Below are 19,474 nucleotides of genomic sequence, written 5' to 3' on the forward strand. Positions count from 1 at the left end.
TGGGTTCGGCCCCGGTTCCCGGGGCCATGACTCCGTCACGCCGGAACACGGGTCCGTCGTGAGCAGACAGCGGCCAGGGTCGCAGCAGCCGGGGTTCGAGCGGTGACGGAGGAGGCGACATGACACAGCCGAGGCGGCTGGGAACGGGCATCGGGTGGCGGCCGGAGATCGCCGAGGCCGTGGAGCGCATGCCCGGCATCGACTGGGTCGAGGCCGTGGCGGAGAACCTGTGCCCCGGGCATCTCCCCGAGTCGCTGCTGCGGCTGCGCGAGCGGGGCGTCACGGTGGTGCCGCACGGGGTCTCGCTCGGCCTCGGTGGCGCGGACCGGCCCGAGGAGTCCCGGCTCGCCGCCCTCGCGGAGCGGGCCGAGGCGCTGGGCTCGCCACTCGTCACGGAGCACATCGCGTTCGTACGGGCCGGGGGCGCGCTCACCGCGTCGCCCTCGCTGGAGGCCGGGCACCTGCTGCCGGTCCCCCGCACCCGGGACGCCCTCGACGTGCTGTGCGAGAACGTCCGCATCGCGCAGGAGGCCCTTCCCGTCCCGCTCGCGGTCGAGAACATCGCCGCGCTGATCTCCTGGCCCGGGGAGGAGATGACCGAGGGGCAGTTCCTGTACGACCTGGTGGACCGCACCGGCGTACGCCTCCTCATCGACGTGGCCAACCTCCACACGAACCACGTCAACCGGGCCGAGGACCCTTCGAAGGCCCTCGACGAACTCCCCGTCGAGGCCATCGCCTACGTCCACGTCGCCGGCGGCTTCGAGCGGGACGGCGTCTGGCACGACAGCCACGCCCACCCCGTCCCCCGGCAGGTCCTCGACATCCTGGCCGACCTCGCCTCCCGCGTGACCCCACCGGGGGTCCTCCTGGAGCGCGACGAGAACTTCCCGGACCCGGGCGAACTGGAGAGGGAGCTCGGGGCGATCAGAGTCACCCTGACGAAGGCGCGGGCACGGGTCGTGACGCCGTCCGAAACCCCGGCAGGCCCGCACTCCGGTGAGGCCGCCGCCCCTGCGAGCGGCACCCCCGGGGCAGCCGGGAGCCACGCGGCCGACGTGGCCGTGGGTGCGCGGCAGCGGCTGGCGCTCGGGCAGGCCGCGCTGTTGTCCGCGCTCGTCGCGGGTACCCCCGTACCCGAGGGGTTCGACCGGGGGCGGCTGGGTGTGCAGGCGCGGGCGCTCGCGGCCAAGCGGGCGGACGTCGTCGCGAAGGTGGCGGTGGAGCTGCCGGAGATCCTCGGGGACGCGTACCGGCCGGCGTTCCTCGCGTACGCGCAAGGGCATCCGATGGGCGGTGGGTACCGGCGCGACGCGTTGGACTTCGCCGAGTACATGCTGCTCGCGGGGCACCCCGAGGACGCGGAGACGCGGCGGCGGCTGCGCGCGTGGTGGCTGGAGCGGTCCGGCCCGACCCCGCCGTCGCGGCGGCCCACGGCCCGGCTGGCCCGCGCGACCCGACGGGTACTGCTGCGCCGCTGACCCCGCCCGCGTCACAGGAGCCGACGCGCACTCCTACGCGCGCCGTAGTGCCTCGCCCCGGCAGAGTGTGCCGGGGTTAACACCGGGCCCCGTCCGACCGGATCCGACGTCCGTTTTCCACGGTTTCCTGACGGTCTGGACTCCGGTCGAACCACCCCATTCGGCGCCTTCCTCCCACCCGGCAACCCTTACTCCTCGTACGGCAGTTGGCGTAGTGCCCGAAGTAATATGCCAACCCGCACCCGTAGCGCACTAGCGTGCGGTGCCGCAACAGGAGGCACCATGCGATCCATCAACCGCACCGGATTGGTCAGTGGGACAGGACTCATCATCGCGGCCCTCACCGCGACCCTCGCCGCCCTGATCTTTCCGATCTGGTCGTACGCGGACCGCGCCGGAACCGGCCTGGACACCCTGAACGCCCAGTCCGTGTCGACGCAGTTCGGTCCGCTGTCCGCACTGGACCGGGAGTTCATCACCAAGGTCCGGCTCGCCGGGCTGTGGGAGCTGCCCGCCGGCCAGCAGGCCGAGGAGCGCGGCACCACCCAGGCCGTGAAGACGGCGGGCGCGCACCTCGTCGAGGGCCACACGTTCCTCGACGCGCGCGTCCGTAACGTCGCCGCACGGCTCGGACTCGAACTCCCGAACCAACCCAACCCCCAGCAGCGCGGCTGGCTGGCCACGCTCGACGCCGCGCACGGTACGGACTACGACCAGAAGTTCGCGAACATCCTGCGCAGGGCGCACGGCAAGGTCTTCTCCGTCGTCGCCCAGGTCCGCGCGAACACCCGCAACTCCCTCGTACGGGACCTCGCCGACGACGCGAACACCACCGTGCTCGACCACATCAAGGTCCTCGAAGCCACCGGGTACGTGGACTTCGACGCCCTCGCCCAGGACGCCGCGACCGCGAGCCCGCCCCCGCTGACGGCTTCCCCGGCCCCGCCGGGTCCCACCGCGTCCCCGGACAGCCCCGTCCCCGTCACCCCGTCCGGAACCTATCCACTGCCCCCGGCCGCGTCCCGCCCCAAGAGCTAGCGTCGCGGCGCCCCTCGGGGAGCGCCTCGGCGGGCACCGGAACGTCACAGAGCCACAACGCTCCGTCCATATCGTGGGCATACCGTGGCGCCGACCTGGACTCCTCGCGTAGAAACACGCCATGTTCTGGGTCCTTCTCCTGCTCCTGGCCTGGGCCGCGGCCGGTATCTCCTGCACTCGGCTGTGCCTGGCCGCCGTGCGCGCGGCGGCGGTCGACGCCGACGCGGCGCGCGGACACCACCTCACGCTGTACGAGGCGGCGTTCCTGTCCGGCGGCCCCGCCCGGGTCGCCGATCTGACCCTGGTGTCGATGGCCCGTCAGCGGCGGCTGCTGCTCGCGCACACGGGCTGGGCGACCGTCGTGGACCCGCGCGGTCGCGACGAGATGGAGCGCTCGGTGATAGGGGCGATAGGTCCGCAGGGGCAGTCCCGGATAGCGCCCGTACGGGCGAGCACGGCCGCCGCGGACTCCGTACGCCGCCTCGCCGACCGTCTCGTCGCCGCGGGCCTCGCCGTGCCCGACGGCGCCCGCACCACCGTCGCGAGCGCCATCCGCCAGGTCCAGGCCGCCGCCGCGGCCGTCCTCACGCTCGGCGCCGTCGCCGTGCTGATGCCCTCCCAGTCCCGGGCGAGCGAGAACGACGTGCCGATCGCCGTGTGGTTCTCGCTGCCGCTCATCCTCACCGTGAGCTGCCTCGCCATCGCCCGCATCGAGGTCCACCCGTACACGCGCTGGGCCTCCCCGGCCGGACAGCGGCTGCTCGGCACCCTCGCCCGGCACCCCGACGCCACCGGCGACGACCGTACGTACCTCACCTCGGTCGCCGTACGCGGCGTCCGCGCCGTCGGCGAGCCGGAGCTGCGCGCGGCCTTCGCGCACCGCGACAGAAGCCCCGAGCGGCAGCGCTGAGGGCGCCCGAGGGGGCGCATAGGGGTCATTGGGGCCGACACCGGCACCAGGTGCTTTACTTCATCAACTGACGAACCAAACATCCCTTTTGTCGCTGCCGTGCGCCGAAGGGGATACGCGATGAGAGCTGCCGTCCTGTACGGAACCACCGGGTCCTTGCTTCTGAGCGGCCTCGTCGCCGCCCCCGCGGGCGGTGCGGCGGCCTGGCCGAACCCCGCGGCCGCCCTCGAGGCGCGCGGCACCGTCGTCGCCGCCGCCCGTGCCGCGAGGGCCGGCATCCACTGGGGCGCCTGCCCCAAGGGGGACGACTTCCCGGTCAAGATGCGCTGCGGCACGGTCACCGTGCCGCTGGACTACGCGCAACCCGACGGCAAGAAGATCAAACTGACCGTCAGCCGCGCCGGCGCCACCGGCAAGGACCTGCGCAACTCCAAGCACAAGGTGCCGCGTCAGGGCTCCCTCGTCTACAACCCGGGCGGCCCGGGCGCGTCCGGCATGTACTTCCCGCTGATCGGCTTCCTCCCCGAGTGGAAACGCATCGCGTCCGCGTACGACCTCGTGGGCTACGCCCCGCGCGGCGTGGACCGCTCGGCCCCGTTGTCCTGCAAGGACCCGAAGCACTTCCTGAAGGGGCCCGCGCAGTCGCCGACGAACCCCTCGGAGACGTACAAGAAGGAGCGCATCGCGGAGGCACAGGCGTACGCCCGCGGCTGCCTCAAGCGCTCCGGGCAGGGCATCCGGCACTACACCTCGCTCAACAACGCCCGCGACCTCGATGTGCTGCGCGCCGCGCTGGGCGAGCGGAAACTGACGTTCATGGGGGCGTCGTACGGCACGTACTTCGGCGCCCTGTACGCGACGCTCTTCCCCTCGCACGTACGCCGGATGGTGTTCGACTCGGCGGTGAACCCCGCCCCCCGGCAGATCTGGTACCGGAACAACCTCGACCAGTCGGCCGCGTTCGAGGCCCGTTGGGCGGACTTCCGCGCGTGGGTCGCCAGGCACGACAAGGAGTACGCGCTCGGCACCACACCCGAAGCGGTGCTGCACAACTACGAGAGGGCGCGGGCACGGCTCGCCGCGGCGCCCGCGGGCGGCAAGGTGGGGCCGCGTCAGTTGCAGGGCGCGTTCCTGGAAGCGGGGTACTTCGACGACTACTGGCCGCAGCGCGCCCTGGCGCTGTCCGCCTATCTGAAGGGCGACCCGAAGCCGCTGATCCAGCAGGCCGGGCCGCATCCGGAGGCGTCGGCCGAGGCGGAGAACGGCAACGCGGTGTACACGGCCGTGGAGTGCAACGACGCGGCCTGGCCGACGGACTGGCGTACCTGGGACCGGGACAACACGCGGCTCGCGCGCGTGGCACCGTTCGAGACCTGGGACAACGCGTGGATGAACCTGCCGTGCGCCTACTGGCCGGTGCCGCGGCAGAAGCCCCTCGACGTGCGGACGCTGCCCGGGGCGCTGGCGCCGGTCCTGATCCTGGCGGCCGAGCGGGACGCGGCGACGCCCTACGAGGGGGCGGTGGAGCTCCAGCGGCGGCTGTCCGGCTCGGTCCTGGTGACCGAGAACGGCGCCGGGACACACGGGATCGCGGGCGGGCCCAACCAGTGCGTCAACGGCTACCTGGACGCGTATCTGCTGGAGGGCCGCCTCCCGAAGCGGCGCGCGGCGTGCGCCCCGCACGCGGAGCCGGAGCCGGCGGCGCCGGGCGGTGACAAGACCACCCGGCACGACGCACAGGACCGTGAGGACGCGAAGACGACCCGCCAGGCTCCCTGATCAGGCGAGCCCGGCGACCAGCTCGGCCACGGACTTACGGCGGCCGGTGTAGAACGGGACCTCCTCGCGGACGTGCATGCGGGCCTCGGAGGCGCGCAGGTGGCGCATGAGGTCGACGATGCGGTACAGCTCGTCGGCCTCGAACGCGAGCATCCACTCGTAGTCGCCGAGGGAGAACGAGGCGACCGTGTTGGCGCGCACGTCCGGGTAGCCGCGGGCCATCTTGCCGTGGTCGGCGAGCATGCGGCGGCGGTCCTCGTCGGGCAGCAGGTACCAGTCGTAGGAGCGCACGAAGGGGTAGACGCTCACATAGTTGCGCGGCGTCTCGTCGGCGAGGAACGCCGGGATGTGCGAGCGGTTGAACTCGGCGGGGCGGTGCAGCGCCATGTTCGACCAGACCGGCTCCAGGGCTCGGCCCAGCCTGGTGCGGCGGAAGAGGTTGTACGCCTCCTGGAGCTGGTCGCTGGTCTCGGCGTGCCACCAGATCATCAGGTCGGCGTCGGCGCGCAGCCCCGACACGTCGTACGTACCGCGGACGGTGACGTCCTTCGCGGCGAGCTGGTCGAAGAGCTCCTGGACCTCGTCGGCGAAGCCGGCGCGGTCCTCGGGCAGCACGTCCTTCAGCTTGAACACGGACCACAGGGTGTAGCGGATGACCTCGTTGAGGTCCTTGGCCAGCTTGCCCTTGTTCGGGACCCTGCCGGACTCGGTGGTGGGGGCGTCGTCACTCATGAGGCTATTCTCCCGCTCCGCCGTGCAGGCTCTGCACCGGGTTCGCCCTCAGCGCCTCCAGTCCGGCGCGGTCGCCGCCGAGCTGGTCCACGGCGGCGTACGCGCTCGCGACGCACGCGGGGATTCCGACCCCGTCGTACGCCGCGCCACAGACGGCGAGCCCCGGGAGCTTGGCCACGTGCTCGCGGACGCGGGCCACGCGCGTGTGGTGCCCGACCGGGTACTGCGGCAGTCCGGCGTCCCACCGGGTCACCCGGGTCGCCACGGGCTCGGCGGCCAGGCCGGTGGCCTCGCGCAGGTCGTGCCGGGAGACGTCCACGAGGTCGGCGTCGTCGCGGCCCAGTACCTCCGTCTCGCCGTACCGCCCGACGGAGGTGCGCAGGACGAGCAGGTCGGGGTTCTCCTCGGCGATCCAGCCCCACTTCTGCGAGGCGAAGGTGGATGCCTTGATGGTGTGGCCGTCCACCGGCGGCACCAGGAAACCGCTCCCTTCGGGGAGGGTGACGTACGCGCGCCGGTAGGCCAGCGTCACCAGCGCCATGGAGGCGTACTCGACACCGGCCAGCTCGGTGGCCGCCGCGGGCGCCTCGGCCCTCAGCAGGGCGGCGGCCGCGCCTGCGGGCACCGCGACGACGACCCCGTCCGCGTACAGGACGCGTCCCCCGGCCACCACCCGCCAGCCGCCGTCCCCGGCGCGGCGCAGCTCCGTCACCGCGGCGCCGGTGAGGATCTCGCCGCCCCGCGCGCGCACCGACCGCGCGACCGCGAGCGGGAGTTGGCCCACTCCGCCCTCGATGCCCATGAACACCGGCCCGGTCTGCTGGGCCGCGGCCGCCTTCGCCTGGATCTCACGGACCGCCTCGGTCAGGGAGACATGGGTGCGGACGGCGGCGAAGAGCTGAGGAACGGCCAGGCGCATCGAGATGCGGTACGCGTCGCCCGCGTAGACGCCGCCCAGGAGGGGCTCGACCAAGCGGTCGACGACCTCGCGGCCGAGGCGTGCCGCCACGTACTCCCCCACGGCCACGTCGTCGCCGACTTCCGTGCGGGGCAGCTCGGCGTCGCGCTCGATGCGGGCCAGGCCCTCGTCGGAGAGGACTCCGGAGAGGGCGGCGGCCGTGCCGGGCACGCCCATGACGTGGCCCTTGGGCATGGGGCGCAGCGCGCCGCGCGTCCACAGGGAGGCGGTCGCGGTGGCGGGCGGCTGGAGGCGGTCGGCGAGGCCCACCTCGCGGGCGAGCGCGACCGCTTCCGGGCGGCGGGCGAGCATCGACTCGGCGCCGAGGTCGACCCGTGCGCCCGCGATCTCGCCGGGCAGCAGCTTGCCGCCGACGCGGTCCGACGCCTCCAGGACGGTCACCCGCGCGCCGCGGTCCAGCAGGCGGTGGGCGGCGGCCAGACCGGCGATGCCACCCCCGATGACGACGACCTGTCCCGTACCCGTACGACTGTCCTGTGCGCGCATGACTCCACCTTCTCAGACCCCGCCGGCAAGCCCGCCGGGACCCGGAGCCGTCGTCCGGTACGGCGGTGCCCTGCGCGAGTCCCGACCGTGACCGCATCGGGATCGGATCCGGCAAACGTCGCGCCCGGCCCCGGCGTCGAAGGAAGGTCAGCAGTCACCAGCCACGGGGGTACGCCCACATGCACACACGACGTTCCGCACGAACCGGCCCGGTCCTGGCCGGGATACTCCTCGCCGCCGCCCTCGCGGTGACGGGCTGCGGCGCCGCCGGCGGTGGCTCCGACTCCAGCGCCGACAAGGCGGCCGCGCCGGGCGCCGAAAAGGCCCGCTCGGGCGCCGCGGACAGCGCCGCCTCGGGCGCGGGCGGCGCCAGGTCCACGACCCCGTCCAAGGCCACCGGCACATCCGTGCCGGCCGGCAGCCACATCATCCGCACCGCCTCGCTGACCCTGCAGGTCAAGGACGTGCCCAAGGCGCTGGACTCCGCCCGCACCGCGGCCGTCGACGCGGGCGGCTACGTCGGCAACGAGACGACCACCCGGGACGGCGGGGGCCGCGAGCGCACCCGAGCCGTACTGCGTGTGCCCACCGACCGCTACGACGCGGTGCTCTCCTCCTTGGAGGGCACCGGGAAGGTCGTCGAGCGGACGGCGAAGGCGGAGGACGTCACCGACCAGGTCGTCGACGTGGAGAGCCGCGTCAAGTCGCAGCGCGTCAGCGTGGCCCGGGTCCGCGAGCTGATGGACCGGGCCACCAAGCTCAGCGATGTGGTCGCCCTGGAAGGCGAGTTGAGCACCCGCGAGTCGGACCTCGACGCCCTGCTGGCCCAGCAGGCGTCCCTGAAGGACCGCACCAGCCTGGCCACCATCACGCTCTCCCTCTCCGAGACCCCGCTGAAGGACGCCGGGAAGAAGTCCGACTCCACGGGCTTCGTGGACGCGCTGACGGGCGGCTGGGACGCGTTCGTCACGATGCTGCGCTGGATCGCGGTGGCGTTCGGCGCGGTGCTCCCGTTCCTGCTGAGCGCGGGGCTCCTCGTGGCGCTCTGGCTGCGCCTCGCCCGCACGGGGCGGCCGCGCCGGCCCGCGGCCGAGACGGCTCCCGCGAGCGCGGGTTCGCTGCCGGTGGCACCGCCGGTGCGCGAAGAGCGCGAAGAGGGTGGCGACGAGGACTGAAATGCCCGGTCCCCGTAGCGTGTTCGCATGAGCATGAGCCGTACGGAGCGACTGGTCGTGATCGGGGGTGACGCGGCGGGCATGTCCGCCGCGTCACAGGCACGCCGGATGCGCGGGCCCGAGGAGCTGGAGATCGTGGCGTTCGAACGCGGTCACTTCAGCTCCTACTCGGCCTGCGGCATCCCGTACTGGGTGGGCGGCGACGTCCCCGAGCGGGAGCGGCTGATCGCCCGGAGCCCGGCGGAACACCGGGAGCGCGCGATCGACCTGCGGATGCGCACCGAGGTCACGGAGATCGATGTCGCCGGGGGCCGCGTCCGCTCGCTCGACCTCGAGACGGGGGCCGAGGAGTGGACCTCGTACGACAAACTCGTGATCGCGACCGGTGCCCGTCCGATCCGCCCCGACCTGCCGGGCGTCGACGCTCCGGGCGTGCACGGCGTGCAGACCCTGGACGACGGCCAGGCCCTCCTGGACACACTGGCGACGACCGAGGGACGTCGCGCGGTGGTCGTCGGCGCGGGCTACATCGGCGTGGAGATGGCCGAGGCCCTCATCAACCGCGGGTACGAGGTGACGGTCGTCAACCGCGGCAAGGAGCCGATGTCCACCCTCGACCCCGACATGGGCCGCCTGGTGCACACGGCCATGGAGAACCTCGGCATCACCATGGTCAACGACGCCGAGATCACCAAGCTCCTCACCGGGGACGCGGGCCGGGTCCGCGCGGTGGCCACCGAGGACGCGGAGTACCCGGCGGACGTGGTCGTGCTCGGCATCGGCGTACGTCCCGAGACCACGCTCGCACGGGCCGCGGGACTCCCCCTCGGCGAGCACGGCGGGCTGCTCACCGACCTGGCGATGCGGGTGCGCGGGCACGAGAACATCTGGGCCGGCGGCGACTGCGTCGAGGTGCTCGACCTGATCTCGGGACGCGAACGGCACATCGCGCTGGGCACGCACGCCAACAAGCACGGCCAGGTCATCGGCTCCAACGTGGGCGGCGGGTACGCGACCTTCCCCGGTGTCGTCGGTACGGCCGTGAGCAAGGTCTGCGATCTGGAGATCGCCCGCACCGGGCTGCGCGAGAAGGACGCGCACCGGGCGGGCCTGCGGTTCGAGGCCGTCACCATCGAGTCGACCAGCCGCGCGGGCTACTACCCGGACGCGGACCTCATGACGGTGAAGATGCTCGCCGAGCGCCGCACGGGGCGGCTGCTCGGCGTGCAGATCGTCGGCGGGGAAGGCGCGGCGAAGCGGGTCGACATCGCCGCGGTGGCGCTGACCGCGGGCATGACCGTGGAACAGATGACATCCCTGGACCTGGGCTACGCGCCCCCGTTCTCCCCGGTGTGGGACCCCATCCTGGTGGCGGCACGCAAGGCGGTGACGGCGGTACGAAAAAACGCCGCGTAAGTGGAGCGCCCCGAAGGGGCGCGGGGCTGTGACATTTGCGGCTCCGCCGCGTGGGCGCGACCAGCCAACGACAACCCGCAGTCAACGCCCGACCGCAGCCCCCACGGCGCGCCTACGCCGATTCGTGCCCCGCGTTCCCATTGATCCGGTCTATCGCCTGCCGCGCCTGCTCGGCCGGCGGCCGCGCCGGAAGCGAGGACACCGACGCCGAGGCGGTGACGGCCGCGGGCTGCGTGGTGGGCGGCTTGGCGTGGGCGGCCGACCGCGCGGAGCGCAACCGGTGGCTCACGGCCTCGTCGAGGGTCACCGGCCGCTGCATGCGCGCCGCGAGCCGTCCGGCCTCCTGGCCGAGCGCGGCGACGTCCTCCCAGGGGAGGTGCAGCACCAGGGCGATTTCCGCCTCGCCGTCGGGCAGGGCATGCATCGGAGGAGTAACTCGGTCGTTCATCGCCTGTGTCCTCACGTCTCTCGCGTCGCGTCTTCGTCGCGGCGCGGGCGGTTGAGGAGACATACGGACGCGGGGGCGGGGGCGTTCACGGATTCACCCGGCGTATCCCGGGCACTAGTTCCTCGTGGTCATCCCCGTCCATGACGTGAACCCGGTGCGCCGCACGCCCTATGTGACGTATGCGCTGATCGCCGCCAATGTTCTGGTGTTCCTCTACACGCCCGGCCTCGCGGGATCGGTGGCGGGTGACAGCGGGCTCTCCCAGCTGTGCCATCTGCACGCGTTCCTGGAGCACTACGCCGCGGTGCCGCAGGAGTTGGTCCACCACCAACTGCCCCGCCTGGTCCCGACCGGCGACGTCGGCGTCGGGGCAGGTGGCCCCGGGTGTCTGGTGGGGCCGCCGACGTACGACAAGTCGCCGCCGCTCTCGGTCCTCACCGCGATGTTCCTGCACGGCAGCTGGCTGCATCTGCTCGGCAACATGCTCTTCCTGCTGATCTTCGGCAACAACATCGAGGACCGCCTCGGGCATGTGCGGTTCGCGGTGTTCTACGTGGCGTGCGGTTACGCGGCGGCGTACGGCTTCGCGTACCTCAACGCCGACTCGACCGACCCGCTGATCGGCGCCTCCGGAGCGATCGCCGGAGTCCTCGGCGCCTATCTGGTGCTCTATCCGAGGGCCAGGGTCTGGGTGCTCGTCCCGTTCCTGGTCTTCCTGCCGCTGCGACTGCCCGCGTGGCTGGTGCTGGGCTTCTGGTTCGCGTTGCAGGCGGTGTACTCGTCCGGCGGCGGCGTCTCCACCGCCGGAACCGTGGCGTACGAGGCCCACGTGGTCGGCTTCCTCGTGGGGATGCTGCTGGCCTGGCCGCTGCGCCCGGGCACCCCGCCACCGCCGGAACCGCGAAGCCTGCTGTTCGGCAGACAGGCGCGGCACAGCTGGTGAAGGGGGCGGCGTCGAGGCGTGCGTCGTTCCCCGTAGGTCGTCCCCCGTAGGTCGTCCCCCGTAGGAGGTCAGCGCGCGGTCTGCTGGTGGACGTGCTCCACGAGGCGGGTCAGCGCGTCCGGGTCGGTGCTCGGCAGGACGCCGTGGCCGAGGTTGAAGACGTGACCCTCGAGACCGGCGGCGGCGTCCAGCACCTCGCGGGTCTTGGTCTCCACGGCCTCGGTGGTGGAGAAGAGGACGGCGGGGTCGAGGTTGCCCTGGAGCGCCCTGCCGGGGCCGACACGGCGGGCTGCCTCGTCGAGCGGGACGCGCCAGTCGACGCCGACGACGTCCGCGCCCGCCTCGCCGATGAGGCCGAGCAGCTCGCCGGTGCCGACGCCGAAGTGGATGCGCGGCACGCCGTACCCGGCCACGGACTCGAAGACCTTGGTGGACGCGGGCATCACCGAGCGCCGGTAGTCGGCGGGTGCCAGGGCGCCGACCCAGGAGTCGAAGAGCTGGACGGCGCTCGCGCCCGCCTCGATCTGCACCTTCAGGAAGGCGGAGGTGATCTCGGCGAGACGGTCGAGCAGGTCGGCCCACAGCTGCGGGTCGCCGTACATGAGCGCCTTGGTGTGCTCGTGGTTCTTGGACGGACCGCCCTCCACGAGGTAACTCGCGAGGGTGAAAGGCGCGCCCGCGAAACCGATGAGCGGGGTCTCGCCGAGCTCGGCCGTCAGAAGCTTGATCGCCTCGGTGACGTACCAGACGTCCTCGGGGGTCAGATCGCGCAGCTGGGCCAGGTCGGCGCGGGTGCGGATCGGGTTCTCGACGACCGGGCCGACGCCCGGCTTGATGTCGAGGTCGATGCCGATGGCCTTCAGCGGGACGACGATGTCGCTGTAGTAGATCGCCGCGTCCACGTTGTGCCGGCGTACGGGCTGGAGGGTGATCTCGGCGACCAGCTCGGGCCGCATGCAGGAGTCCAGCATGGCGATGCCCTCGCGCACCTTGAGGTACTCGGGCAGCGAGCGACCGGCCTGCCGCATGAACCACACCGGCGTGTGCGGCACGGGCTCGCGCCTACACGCCTTCAGGAAGGCGGACTCGTACGTGGCTGTCGGCGGCTGGCCCGCGGCGGGGCGGTCAATGGCACTCACGACGGAAAGTCTCGCACGCCCCACCGACCCGCAAGTGCCGGGCTCCGGCGCCCAGAGCGGTCCGCTCCCGCCTGCGCTTTCGCACGGCACGATCCGGACAGTGGTCCGGCGCACGGGTGTCTCTCCCTGCGCGCGGGCTCCGTTCCCCTTAATCTTCCCCGCATGGCTGCGGCTCAGGGACGACTGTCGGACGGCGCTGGCGAAATGGACGATGCCAAGGAGGGGGACCGGGATGCGAGGGAGACGGCTCCGCCGCCCTTCCGGGCTGCCGTCGACGCACTGAGGGCCGCGCGGCTGCGGCCCGAGATCGAGATCGACCCGACGCGCCCACCACAGCGCCTGGCCCCCTACGCGTACGCGCTGGAGGCCGCGGTCGTCGCCGACGACGAGGACCTGGCGGACGGCCGGCTCATCCTGTTGCACGACCCGGCGGGGCACGACGCCTGGCAGGGCTCCTTCCGGCTGGTGACGCTGGTCCGCGCGGAGCTGGAGCCGGAGATGGCGGCCGACCCGCTGCTCCCCGACGTCTCCTGGTCGTGGCTGACCGGCGCGTTGCAGGCCCGCGGTCTGTCGTACGGCGAACCGAGCGGCACCGTCACCCGGGCGAGCTCGCACTACTTCGGGGGGCTGTCCGAGCGCCCTGCCGCGTCCCAGATCGAGATCCGGGCCTCCTGGACGCCCCGCGAGGGCCTGGGCGGCGTACCGGACACGGCCGCGCACCTCGCCGCCTGGTGCGACCTGCTCTGCCAGATCGCGGGCCTGCCCCCGGCGGGGCCGGGCGACGGCTCGGTGGTGACCCTCCCGCAGCGCCGGGGTCCGCAGTCCCGCTGAACGCCCTTTTTTCGGTTCTCCGTCTTCCGGGGCGCCCGTGTCATGGCGAACGGGCGCCCTTCTCGACCTCGCGGAACGCCGCGCCCTTTGCCGAGTTCCTTGCCGAGGCTTTGTCGATACGGCCACTTTCAGCCGTGTCGCGACATGGAACGACTCGGTTCGATCTTCGGATGATCGATCGCGTGTCCGAATTGCACGGATTGTTACTCACCAAATCGTGATCATTCTCTAAAGGCGGACGGGTTTGATGCCGAAGACGTCTGTGACCTTGAAAGCACGGTTCGCCCCGGCTTCATCCCCACAGCCGGTCCCCGTCCCGCACCCCCAGGAGGCCTGGTGTCCGTTCTCCTCGAGCAGCCCGCAAGCCTGGTCGCCTACCGCCCGAACAAGCCGACCGCCATGGTGGTCGTGGCCGACCCACGGGTCCGATCCACCGTCACCCGCCACCTCTGGGCGCTCGGAGTGCGCGACGTCATCGAGGCGTCGTCCGTCGCGGAGGCCCGTCCCCGAATCGGCAACCCGCGCGACATCTGTGTCGCCGACGTCCACCTGCCCGACGGCAGCGGGCTCACCCTGCTGTCCGAGACCCGAGCCGCGGGCTGGCCCAACGGCCTCGCCCTCTCCGCCGCCGACGACATCGGCGCCGTGCGCAACGCCCTCGCGGGCGGCGTCAAGGGCTATGTCGTCACCGGCACCCGTACGAACGTCGGGCTCCCCACCCGACCCGGTGTCGCGCCCATCGGCTCGGCCGCCGCCCGTATGCACCGCCGCCCCCCGGGTGCCCCGAGCCACCCGGGCGGCTACCGCGAGCTCTCCGGCCGAGAGGTCGAGGTGCTCCGGCTCGTCGCCGAGGGCCAGTCGAACAAGGCCATCGGCGTCTCCATGGGCCTGTCCGCGCTGACCGTCAAGAGCCACCTCGCCCGCATCGCCCGCAAGCTCGGCACGGGCGACCGCGCCGGGATGGTGGCGGTCGCCCTGCGGACGGGGATCATCCACTGAAACAGGGGCACACTCCCCACCGGGCCGGAACTTTCACCGACCTGACTGGTTTACGACCCTCCTACGCCCGTCGACGGAACGTTCCGTCGGCGGGCGTAGTCCATACACAGATACCCTTGACAGGTGACCGACGCCCAAGAGACCGCAGAAGACAGCTCACTGCGAACCACCGGAGGCGGCCCTCCGGACGACGTCGAATCGGCGCCGATCCCTTTGCTTGAGCCCCGAGAGGGCATTCCGCCCGTCGTCGCCGACGAGACCTCGCTCGCCGAGGTGATCGCGGCCTTCGCCGCCGGCTCCGGCCCCGTGGCCGTGGACGCCGAACGCGCGTCCGGGTACCGATACGGCCAGCGCGCCTATCTGGTGCAGCTGCGCCGCGAGGGCGCCGGCACCGCGCTGATCGACCCCGTCGCCTGTCCCGACCTCTCCGGGCTCGGCGAGGCCATTTCCGGCGTCGAGTGGGTGCTGCACGCCGCCACCCAGGACCTGCCGTGTCTGCGGGAGATAGGCATGGTGCCGACGCGGCTCTTCGACACCGAGCTGGCCGGACGCCTGGCCGGGTTCCCCCGAGTGGGCCTGGGCGCGATGGTCGAGAGCGTGCTCGGCTTCGTACTGGAGAAGGGGCACTCCGCGGTCGACTGGTCCACGCGCCCGCTCCCGGAGCCGTGGCTGCGCTACGCCGCGCTCGACGTGGAACTGCTCGTCGACCTGCGCGACGCCCTGGAGAAGGAGCTCGACCGGCAGGGCAAGCTGGACTGGGCCCGACAGGAGTTCGACGCGATCGCGCAGGCCGAGCCCGCGCCGCCACGCAAGGACCCCTGGCGCCGCACGTCCGGGATGCACAAGGTGCGCCGCCGTCGGCAGATGGCGGTCGTGCGGGAGCTGTGGGAGGCCCGGGACCGGATCGCCCAGCGCCGGGACATCTCGCCGGGCAAGGTGCTGGGGGACGGGGCCATCGTGGAGGCCGCGCTCTCCCTTCCGGCCAACGTGCACGCGCTTGCCGCGCTGAACGGGTTCGGGCACCGGATGGGGCGGCGCCAGCTGGAGCAGTGGCAGGCCGCCGTGGACCGCGCGAAGGCAGTGCCGGACACCGAGCTGCCGCAGCCGGGGCAGCCCGTCACCGGGCCTCCGCCGCCGCGCGCCTGGGCCGACAAGGACCCGGCCGCCGCCGCCCGGCTCTCCGCGGCGCGGGCCGCCGTGTCGGCGCTGGCCGAGCAGCTCAACATGCCGCAGGAGAACCTGATCACTCCGGACACGGTGCGGCGGGTGTGCTGGGAGCCGCCGGCCGGTGCCGACGCCGAGTCGGTTTCGGCCGCGCTCGCCGGGTACGGGGCTCGTGCGTGGCAGGTGGAGTTGGTCACACCGGTACTGGTGGATGCGCTGGCCGTCAAGGGCGCCTAGTCGCCGTACGTGGTTCTGACGTACGGCGAACGCGGGTTGCTCGCGCAGTTCCCCGCGCCCCTTTCGGGGCGCGGTTTCGTCTCCCGTGCGCTCCGAAGGGACCCTTGAAGCGAAAGAGCGACGTCGAGATCACGCCAAGATCCCCGGATGGCCTGCAGAGAACGGGATGGAGATCGAGACGATGTCCGTGCCCGAGCGGAGACGATCGGCGGATGTGACGTTCGCCGCTCCCGTCGTCGGGACTGGGCAGGGTGGTTACTCGCAAGTAGCATGACGGGGTGAGCGCGCGCTCAGTCGCGTGCGACGCGCAGCAGTGCCATCCCGCATCTGGAGGAGAGCCATCGTGCCTCGTACCGTCAGGGACGTCGTCTTCGTCGACGGCGTCCGCACCCCGTTCGGCAAGGCGGGCCCGAAGGGCATCTACCACGAGACCCGCGCCGACGACCTCGTCGTGAAGGCCATCCGGGAGCTGCTGCGCCGCAACCCGGGCCTCGACCCGAAGAAGATCGACGAGGTCGCCATCGCCGCGACCACGCAGATCGGTGACCAGGGTCTGACCCTGGGGCGGACCGCGGGCATCCTCGCCGGGCTGCCGCAGTCGGTCCCCGGCTACTCCATCGACCGCATGTGCGCGGGCGCGCTGACCGCCGTCACCACCACCGCGGGCTCCATCGCCTTCGGTGCGTACGACGCGGTCATCGCCGGTGGTGTCGAGCACATGGGCCGCCACCCGATGGGCGAGGGCGTGGACCCGAACCCGCGGTTCGTCAGCGAGAAGCTGGTCGACGAGTCCGCCCTGTTCATGGGCATGACCGCCGAGAACCTGCACGACCGCTACCCCACGATCACCAAGCAGCGCGCCGACGAGTACGCCGTGCGCTCGCAGGAGAAGGCCGCCAAGGCGTACGCCAACGGCAAGATCCAGCAGGACCTGGTGCCGATCTCGGTGCGCAACACCAACGCGGAGGTCGGTGAGACCGGCTGGGGCCTGGTCACCGCCGACGAGCCGATGCGCCCGGGCACCACGCTGGAGAACCTGGCCGGACTCAAGACGCCGTTCCGCGTGCACGGCCGGGTCACCGCCGGTAACGCCGCCGGTCTGAACGACGGTGCGACCGCGTCGATCCTCGCCTCCGAGGACTTCGCCCGCGAGAACGGCCTGCCGGTCAAGATGCGCCTGGTCTCGTACGCCTTCGCGGGCGTCGAGCCGGAGGTCATGGGCTACGGCCCGATCCCGGCCACCGAGAAGGCCCTCGCCCAGGCCGGCCTGTCGATCGAGGACATCAACCTCTTCGAGATCAACGAGGCCTTCGCCGTCCAGGTGCTCGCCTTCCTGGAGCACTACGGCATCGCCGACGACGACGCGCGCGTCAACCAGTACGGCGGCGCGATCGCCTACGGCCACCCCCTCGCCTCCTCCGGCGTCCGTCTGATGACGCAGCTGGCTCGCCAGTTCGAGGAGCAGCCGGAGGTCCGTTACGGCCTCACCACCATGTGCGTCGGCTTCGGCATGGGCGCCACGGTGATCTGGGAGAACCCGCACCACAAGGACGCCGGAGGCAACAAGTGAGCACCGCTGAACTCCTGAAGGGTGCGGCCGAGCTGTTCCCCGACGAGGTCGTGACGTCCGCGCACGTACGCCACCTCGACCTGCCGTTCGGTGCCGGGCGCTTCGCGCTCATCACCCTGGACAACGGCTTCGACCACACCAAGCCGACCACCTTCGGCCCGGCCTCGCTGGCGAACCTGAGCGCCGCGATCGACCAGGTCGAGACGGAGGCCGCGGCCGGCGAGATCGTCGGTGTCGGCGTCACCGGCAAGCCGTTCATCTTCGCGGTCGGCGCGGACCTGAAGGGCGTCGAGCTCCTCAAGCAGCACGACGACGCGCTCGCCATCGGCAAGGGCGGCCACGAGGTCTTCAAGCGCCTCGCGGCGCTGACAGTCCCGACCTTCGCGTACTACAACGGCGCGGCGATGGGCGGCGGTGTCGAGGTCGGTCTGCACTGCCAGTACCGCACGGTGTCGAAGGCCATCGCGGCCTTCTCCCTCCCCGAGGTCTTCCTCGGTCTGGTCCCGGGCTGGGGCGGCTGCACGCTGCTCCCGAACCTGATCGGCGCCGACAAGGCCGTCTCGGTCATCATCGAGAACTCGCTCAACCAGAACAAGCAGCTCAAGGGCGAGCAGGTCTTCGACCTCGGCATCGCCGACGCCATCTTCGAAGGCGCCGACTTCCTGGAGCAGTCGCTGATCTGGACCGCGTCCGTTCTCAAGGGCGACATCGCGGTCGAGCGTCCCGAGATCGACCGCGGCGAGGCCTGGGACCAGGCCGTCGCCAAGGGCCGGTTCATCGCCGACGGCAAGGTGCACGGGGCGGCTCCGGCCGCCTACCGCGCCCTCGACATCATCGAGGCGGCCAAGGACGGCGACCTGCAGAAGGGCTACGACGCCGAGGACATCGCCCTCGCCGACCTGATCATGGGCGGCGAACTGCGTTCCGGCATCTACGCCTTCAACCTGGTCCAGAAGCGCGGCAAGCGCCCCGCGGGCGCGCCGGACAAGAACCTGGCCCGTCCGGTCACCAAGGTGGGCGTCGTGGGCGCGGGCCTGATGGCCTCGCAGCTCGCCCTGCTCTTCCTGCGCCGCCTCGAAGTACCGGTCGTCCTCACGGACATCGACCAGGAGCGCGTCGACAAGGGTGTGGGCTACGTCCACGCCGAGATCGACAAGCTGCTGTCGAAGTCCCGCATCAACCAGGACAAGGCCAACCGCCTCAAGGCGCTGGTGACCGGTGTCCTGGACAAGGCCGAGGGCTTCTCCGACGCCGACTTCATCATCGAGGCCGTCTTCGAGGAGATCGGCGTCAAGCAGCAGGTGTTCGCGGAGGTCGAGGCGGTCGCCCCGGCGCACGCGATCCTCGCCACCAACACCTCCTCCCTCTCGGTGACGGAGATGGCGTCGAAGCTGAAGAACCCCGAGCGGGTCGTGGGCTTCCACTTCTTCAACCCGGTCGCGATCCTGCCGCTCCTCGAGATCGTGCGCGGCGAGCAGACGGACGACGCCTCGCTGGCCACGGCGTTCGCCGTCGCCAAGAAGCTGAAGAAGACCGCGGTGCTGGTGAAGGACGCCCCGGCGTTCGTCGTCAACCGCATCCTCACCCGCTTCATGGGCGAGATCCAGAACGTCATCGACGAGGGCACGCCGGTCGAGGTCGCGGAGAAGGCGGTGGAGCCGCTGGGTCTGCCGATGTCTCCGCTGGTCCTGCTCGAACTGGTCGGCCCCGCGATCGGTCTGCACGTCTCGGAGACCCTCAACCGGGCCTTCCCGGACCGCTTCACGGTCTCGCCGAACCTCGCGGCCGTCGTCAAGGCGGGCAAGCGCGGCTTCTACGTGTACGACTCCGGGAAGCCGGAGCTGGACCCCGAGGTCGCGGCGCTCCTGAAGCAGGGCGACGTGGTCCTCACGGAGGAGCAGGTGCGTGCCCGTGTCCTGGACGCGGTCGCCCAGGAGATCGGTCTGATGCTCGACGAGGGTGTCGTCGCCGAGGCCCAGGACATCGACCTCTGCCTGATCACCGGTGCCGGCTGGCCCTTCCACCTGGGCGGGATCACTCCGTACCTGGACCGTGAGGGCGTCTCCGAGCGAGTGACCGGCAAGCGGTTCCTCGAGGTCGGGGTGGCTTCCGTCCCCGCGTAAGCGCTCCGCTGTGTCCGCCGGGTG

Annotated in this window: 16 protein-coding genes; 12 read left to right on the forward strand and 4 right to left on the reverse strand. The window is 71.9% G+C overall.

All coding sequences use genetic code 11. The features are described from left to right. Window positions 1–119: 119 nt before the first annotated feature. From KVT44_RS04125 to KVT44_RS04140, 4 genes are all read left to right on the forward strand, one after another. Window positions 120–1,481: a DUF692 domain-containing protein gene (locus KVT44_RS04125; protein WP_217566131.1), complete on the forward strand. Its 1,362-nt coding sequence runs from the start codon at window positions 120–122 to the stop codon at window positions 1,479–1,481. A 282-nt stretch (window positions 1,482–1,763) separates the two neighbouring features. Then, the gene (locus KVT44_RS04130; protein WP_217566132.1) at window positions 1,764–2,519 is read left to right on the forward strand and encodes a DUF4142 domain-containing protein; all 756 of its coding nucleotides are present in this window, start codon (window positions 1,764–1,766) and stop codon (window positions 2,517–2,519) included. Between the two features lie 121 nt (window positions 2,520–2,640). Further along, entirely contained in the window at window positions 2,641–3,429 is a 789-nt protein-coding gene (locus KVT44_RS04135) for a TIGR04222 domain-containing membrane protein (protein ID WP_217566133.1), read from the forward strand. 120 nt (window positions 3,430–3,549) lie between these two features. Next, window positions 3,550–5,208 carry an alpha/beta hydrolase gene (locus KVT44_RS04140; protein WP_217566134.1) on the forward strand — a complete coding sequence of 553 codons (1,659 nt, stop codon included), beginning with the start codon at window positions 3,550–3,552 and terminating at the stop codon, window positions 5,206–5,208. Here KVT44_RS04140 and hemQ read toward each other — a convergent pair whose 3' ends face one another. Then, complete coding sequence (gene hemQ / locus KVT44_RS04145; RefSeq protein WP_054233999.1) at window positions 5,209–5,940, reverse strand: hydrogen peroxide-dependent heme synthase; 732 nt, start codon at window positions 5,938–5,940, stop codon at window positions 5,209–5,211. A 4-nt stretch (window positions 5,941–5,944) separates the two neighbouring features. Then, on the reverse strand, window positions 5,945–7,405 hold the full coding sequence (gene hemG, locus KVT44_RS04150; protein WP_217566135.1) for a protoporphyrinogen oxidase: 1,461 nt from the start codon (window positions 7,403–7,405) through the stop codon (window positions 5,945–5,947). Between the two features lie 179 nt (window positions 7,406–7,584). Between hemG and KVT44_RS04155 the strand changes: the two genes are divergently transcribed. Together KVT44_RS04155 and KVT44_RS04160 are read left to right on the forward strand one after the other, a co-directional pair. Continuing rightward, the gene (locus KVT44_RS04155) at window positions 7,585–8,580 is read left to right on the forward strand and encodes a DUF4349 domain-containing protein (protein WP_217566136.1); all 996 of its coding nucleotides are present in this window, start codon (window positions 7,585–7,587) and stop codon (window positions 8,578–8,580) included. Window positions 8,581–8,607: 27 nt separating this feature from the next. After that, window positions 8,608–9,996 carry an FAD-dependent oxidoreductase gene (locus KVT44_RS04160; RefSeq protein ID WP_190173049.1) on the forward strand — a complete coding sequence of 463 codons (1,389 nt, stop codon included), beginning with the start codon at window positions 8,608–8,610 and terminating at the stop codon, window positions 9,994–9,996. Window positions 9,997–10,108: 112 nt separating this feature from the next. Here KVT44_RS04160 and KVT44_RS04165 read toward each other — a convergent pair whose 3' ends face one another. Further along, entirely contained in the window at window positions 10,109–10,444 is a 336-nt protein-coding gene (locus KVT44_RS04165) for a hypothetical protein (protein WP_082417462.1), read from the reverse strand. Window positions 10,445–10,568: 124 nt separating this feature from the next. Here KVT44_RS04165 and KVT44_RS04170 point away from each other — a divergent pair, with 124 nt between their 5' ends. Beyond that, entirely contained in the window at window positions 10,569–11,387 is an 819-nt protein-coding gene (locus KVT44_RS04170; protein ID WP_099920193.1) for a rhomboid family intramembrane serine protease, read from the forward strand. Window positions 11,388–11,455: 68 nt separating this feature from the next. On the opposite strand, the gene hemE is transcribed toward KVT44_RS04170, so the two are convergent. After that, window positions 11,456–12,526 (reverse strand): uroporphyrinogen decarboxylase, encoded by a 1,071-nt coding sequence (gene hemE, locus KVT44_RS04175; RefSeq protein WP_217566137.1) that lies wholly within the window; start codon window positions 12,524–12,526, stop codon window positions 11,456–11,458. 204 nt (window positions 12,527–12,730) lie between these two features. Between hemE and KVT44_RS04180 the strand changes: the two genes are divergently transcribed. The 5 genes from KVT44_RS04180 to KVT44_RS04200 all read left to right on the forward strand — a co-directional run bounded on the left by KVT44_RS04180 (window position 12,731) and on the right by KVT44_RS04200 (window position 19,450). Next, window positions 12,731–13,357 (forward strand): DUF3000 domain-containing protein, encoded by a 627-nt coding sequence (locus KVT44_RS04180; protein WP_177324192.1) that lies wholly within the window; start codon window positions 12,731–12,733, stop codon window positions 13,355–13,357. Window positions 13,358–13,693: 336 nt separating this feature from the next. After that, window positions 13,694–14,356: a response regulator transcription factor gene (locus KVT44_RS04185; protein WP_054234007.1), complete on the forward strand. Its 663-nt coding sequence runs from the start codon at window positions 13,694–13,696 to the stop codon at window positions 14,354–14,356. 123 nt (window positions 14,357–14,479) lie between these two features. Then, window positions 14,480–15,757: a ribonuclease D gene (locus KVT44_RS04190; RefSeq protein WP_099920195.1), complete on the forward strand. Its 1,278-nt coding sequence runs from the start codon at window positions 14,480–14,482 to the stop codon at window positions 15,755–15,757. A gap of 343 nt (window positions 15,758–16,100) precedes the next feature. After that, a complete protein-coding gene (locus KVT44_RS04195) occupies window positions 16,101–17,327 on the forward strand; it encodes an acetyl-CoA C-acyltransferase (RefSeq protein ID WP_099920196.1) in 1,227 nt (408 codons plus the stop codon). Further along, a complete protein-coding gene (locus KVT44_RS04200; protein WP_217566138.1) occupies window positions 17,324–19,450 on the forward strand; it encodes a 3-hydroxyacyl-CoA dehydrogenase NAD-binding domain-containing protein in 2,127 nt (708 codons plus the stop codon). The genes KVT44_RS04195 and KVT44_RS04200 overlap by 4 nt, the downstream gene beginning before the upstream one ends. The last annotated feature ends 24 nt before the right edge of the window (window positions 19,451–19,474 follow it).

The organism is Streptomyces sp. GbtcB7 (genome assembly GCF_019091445.1).
GTDB lineage: Bacteria > Actinomycetota > Actinomycetes > Streptomycetales > Streptomycetaceae > Streptomyces > Streptomyces mirabilis.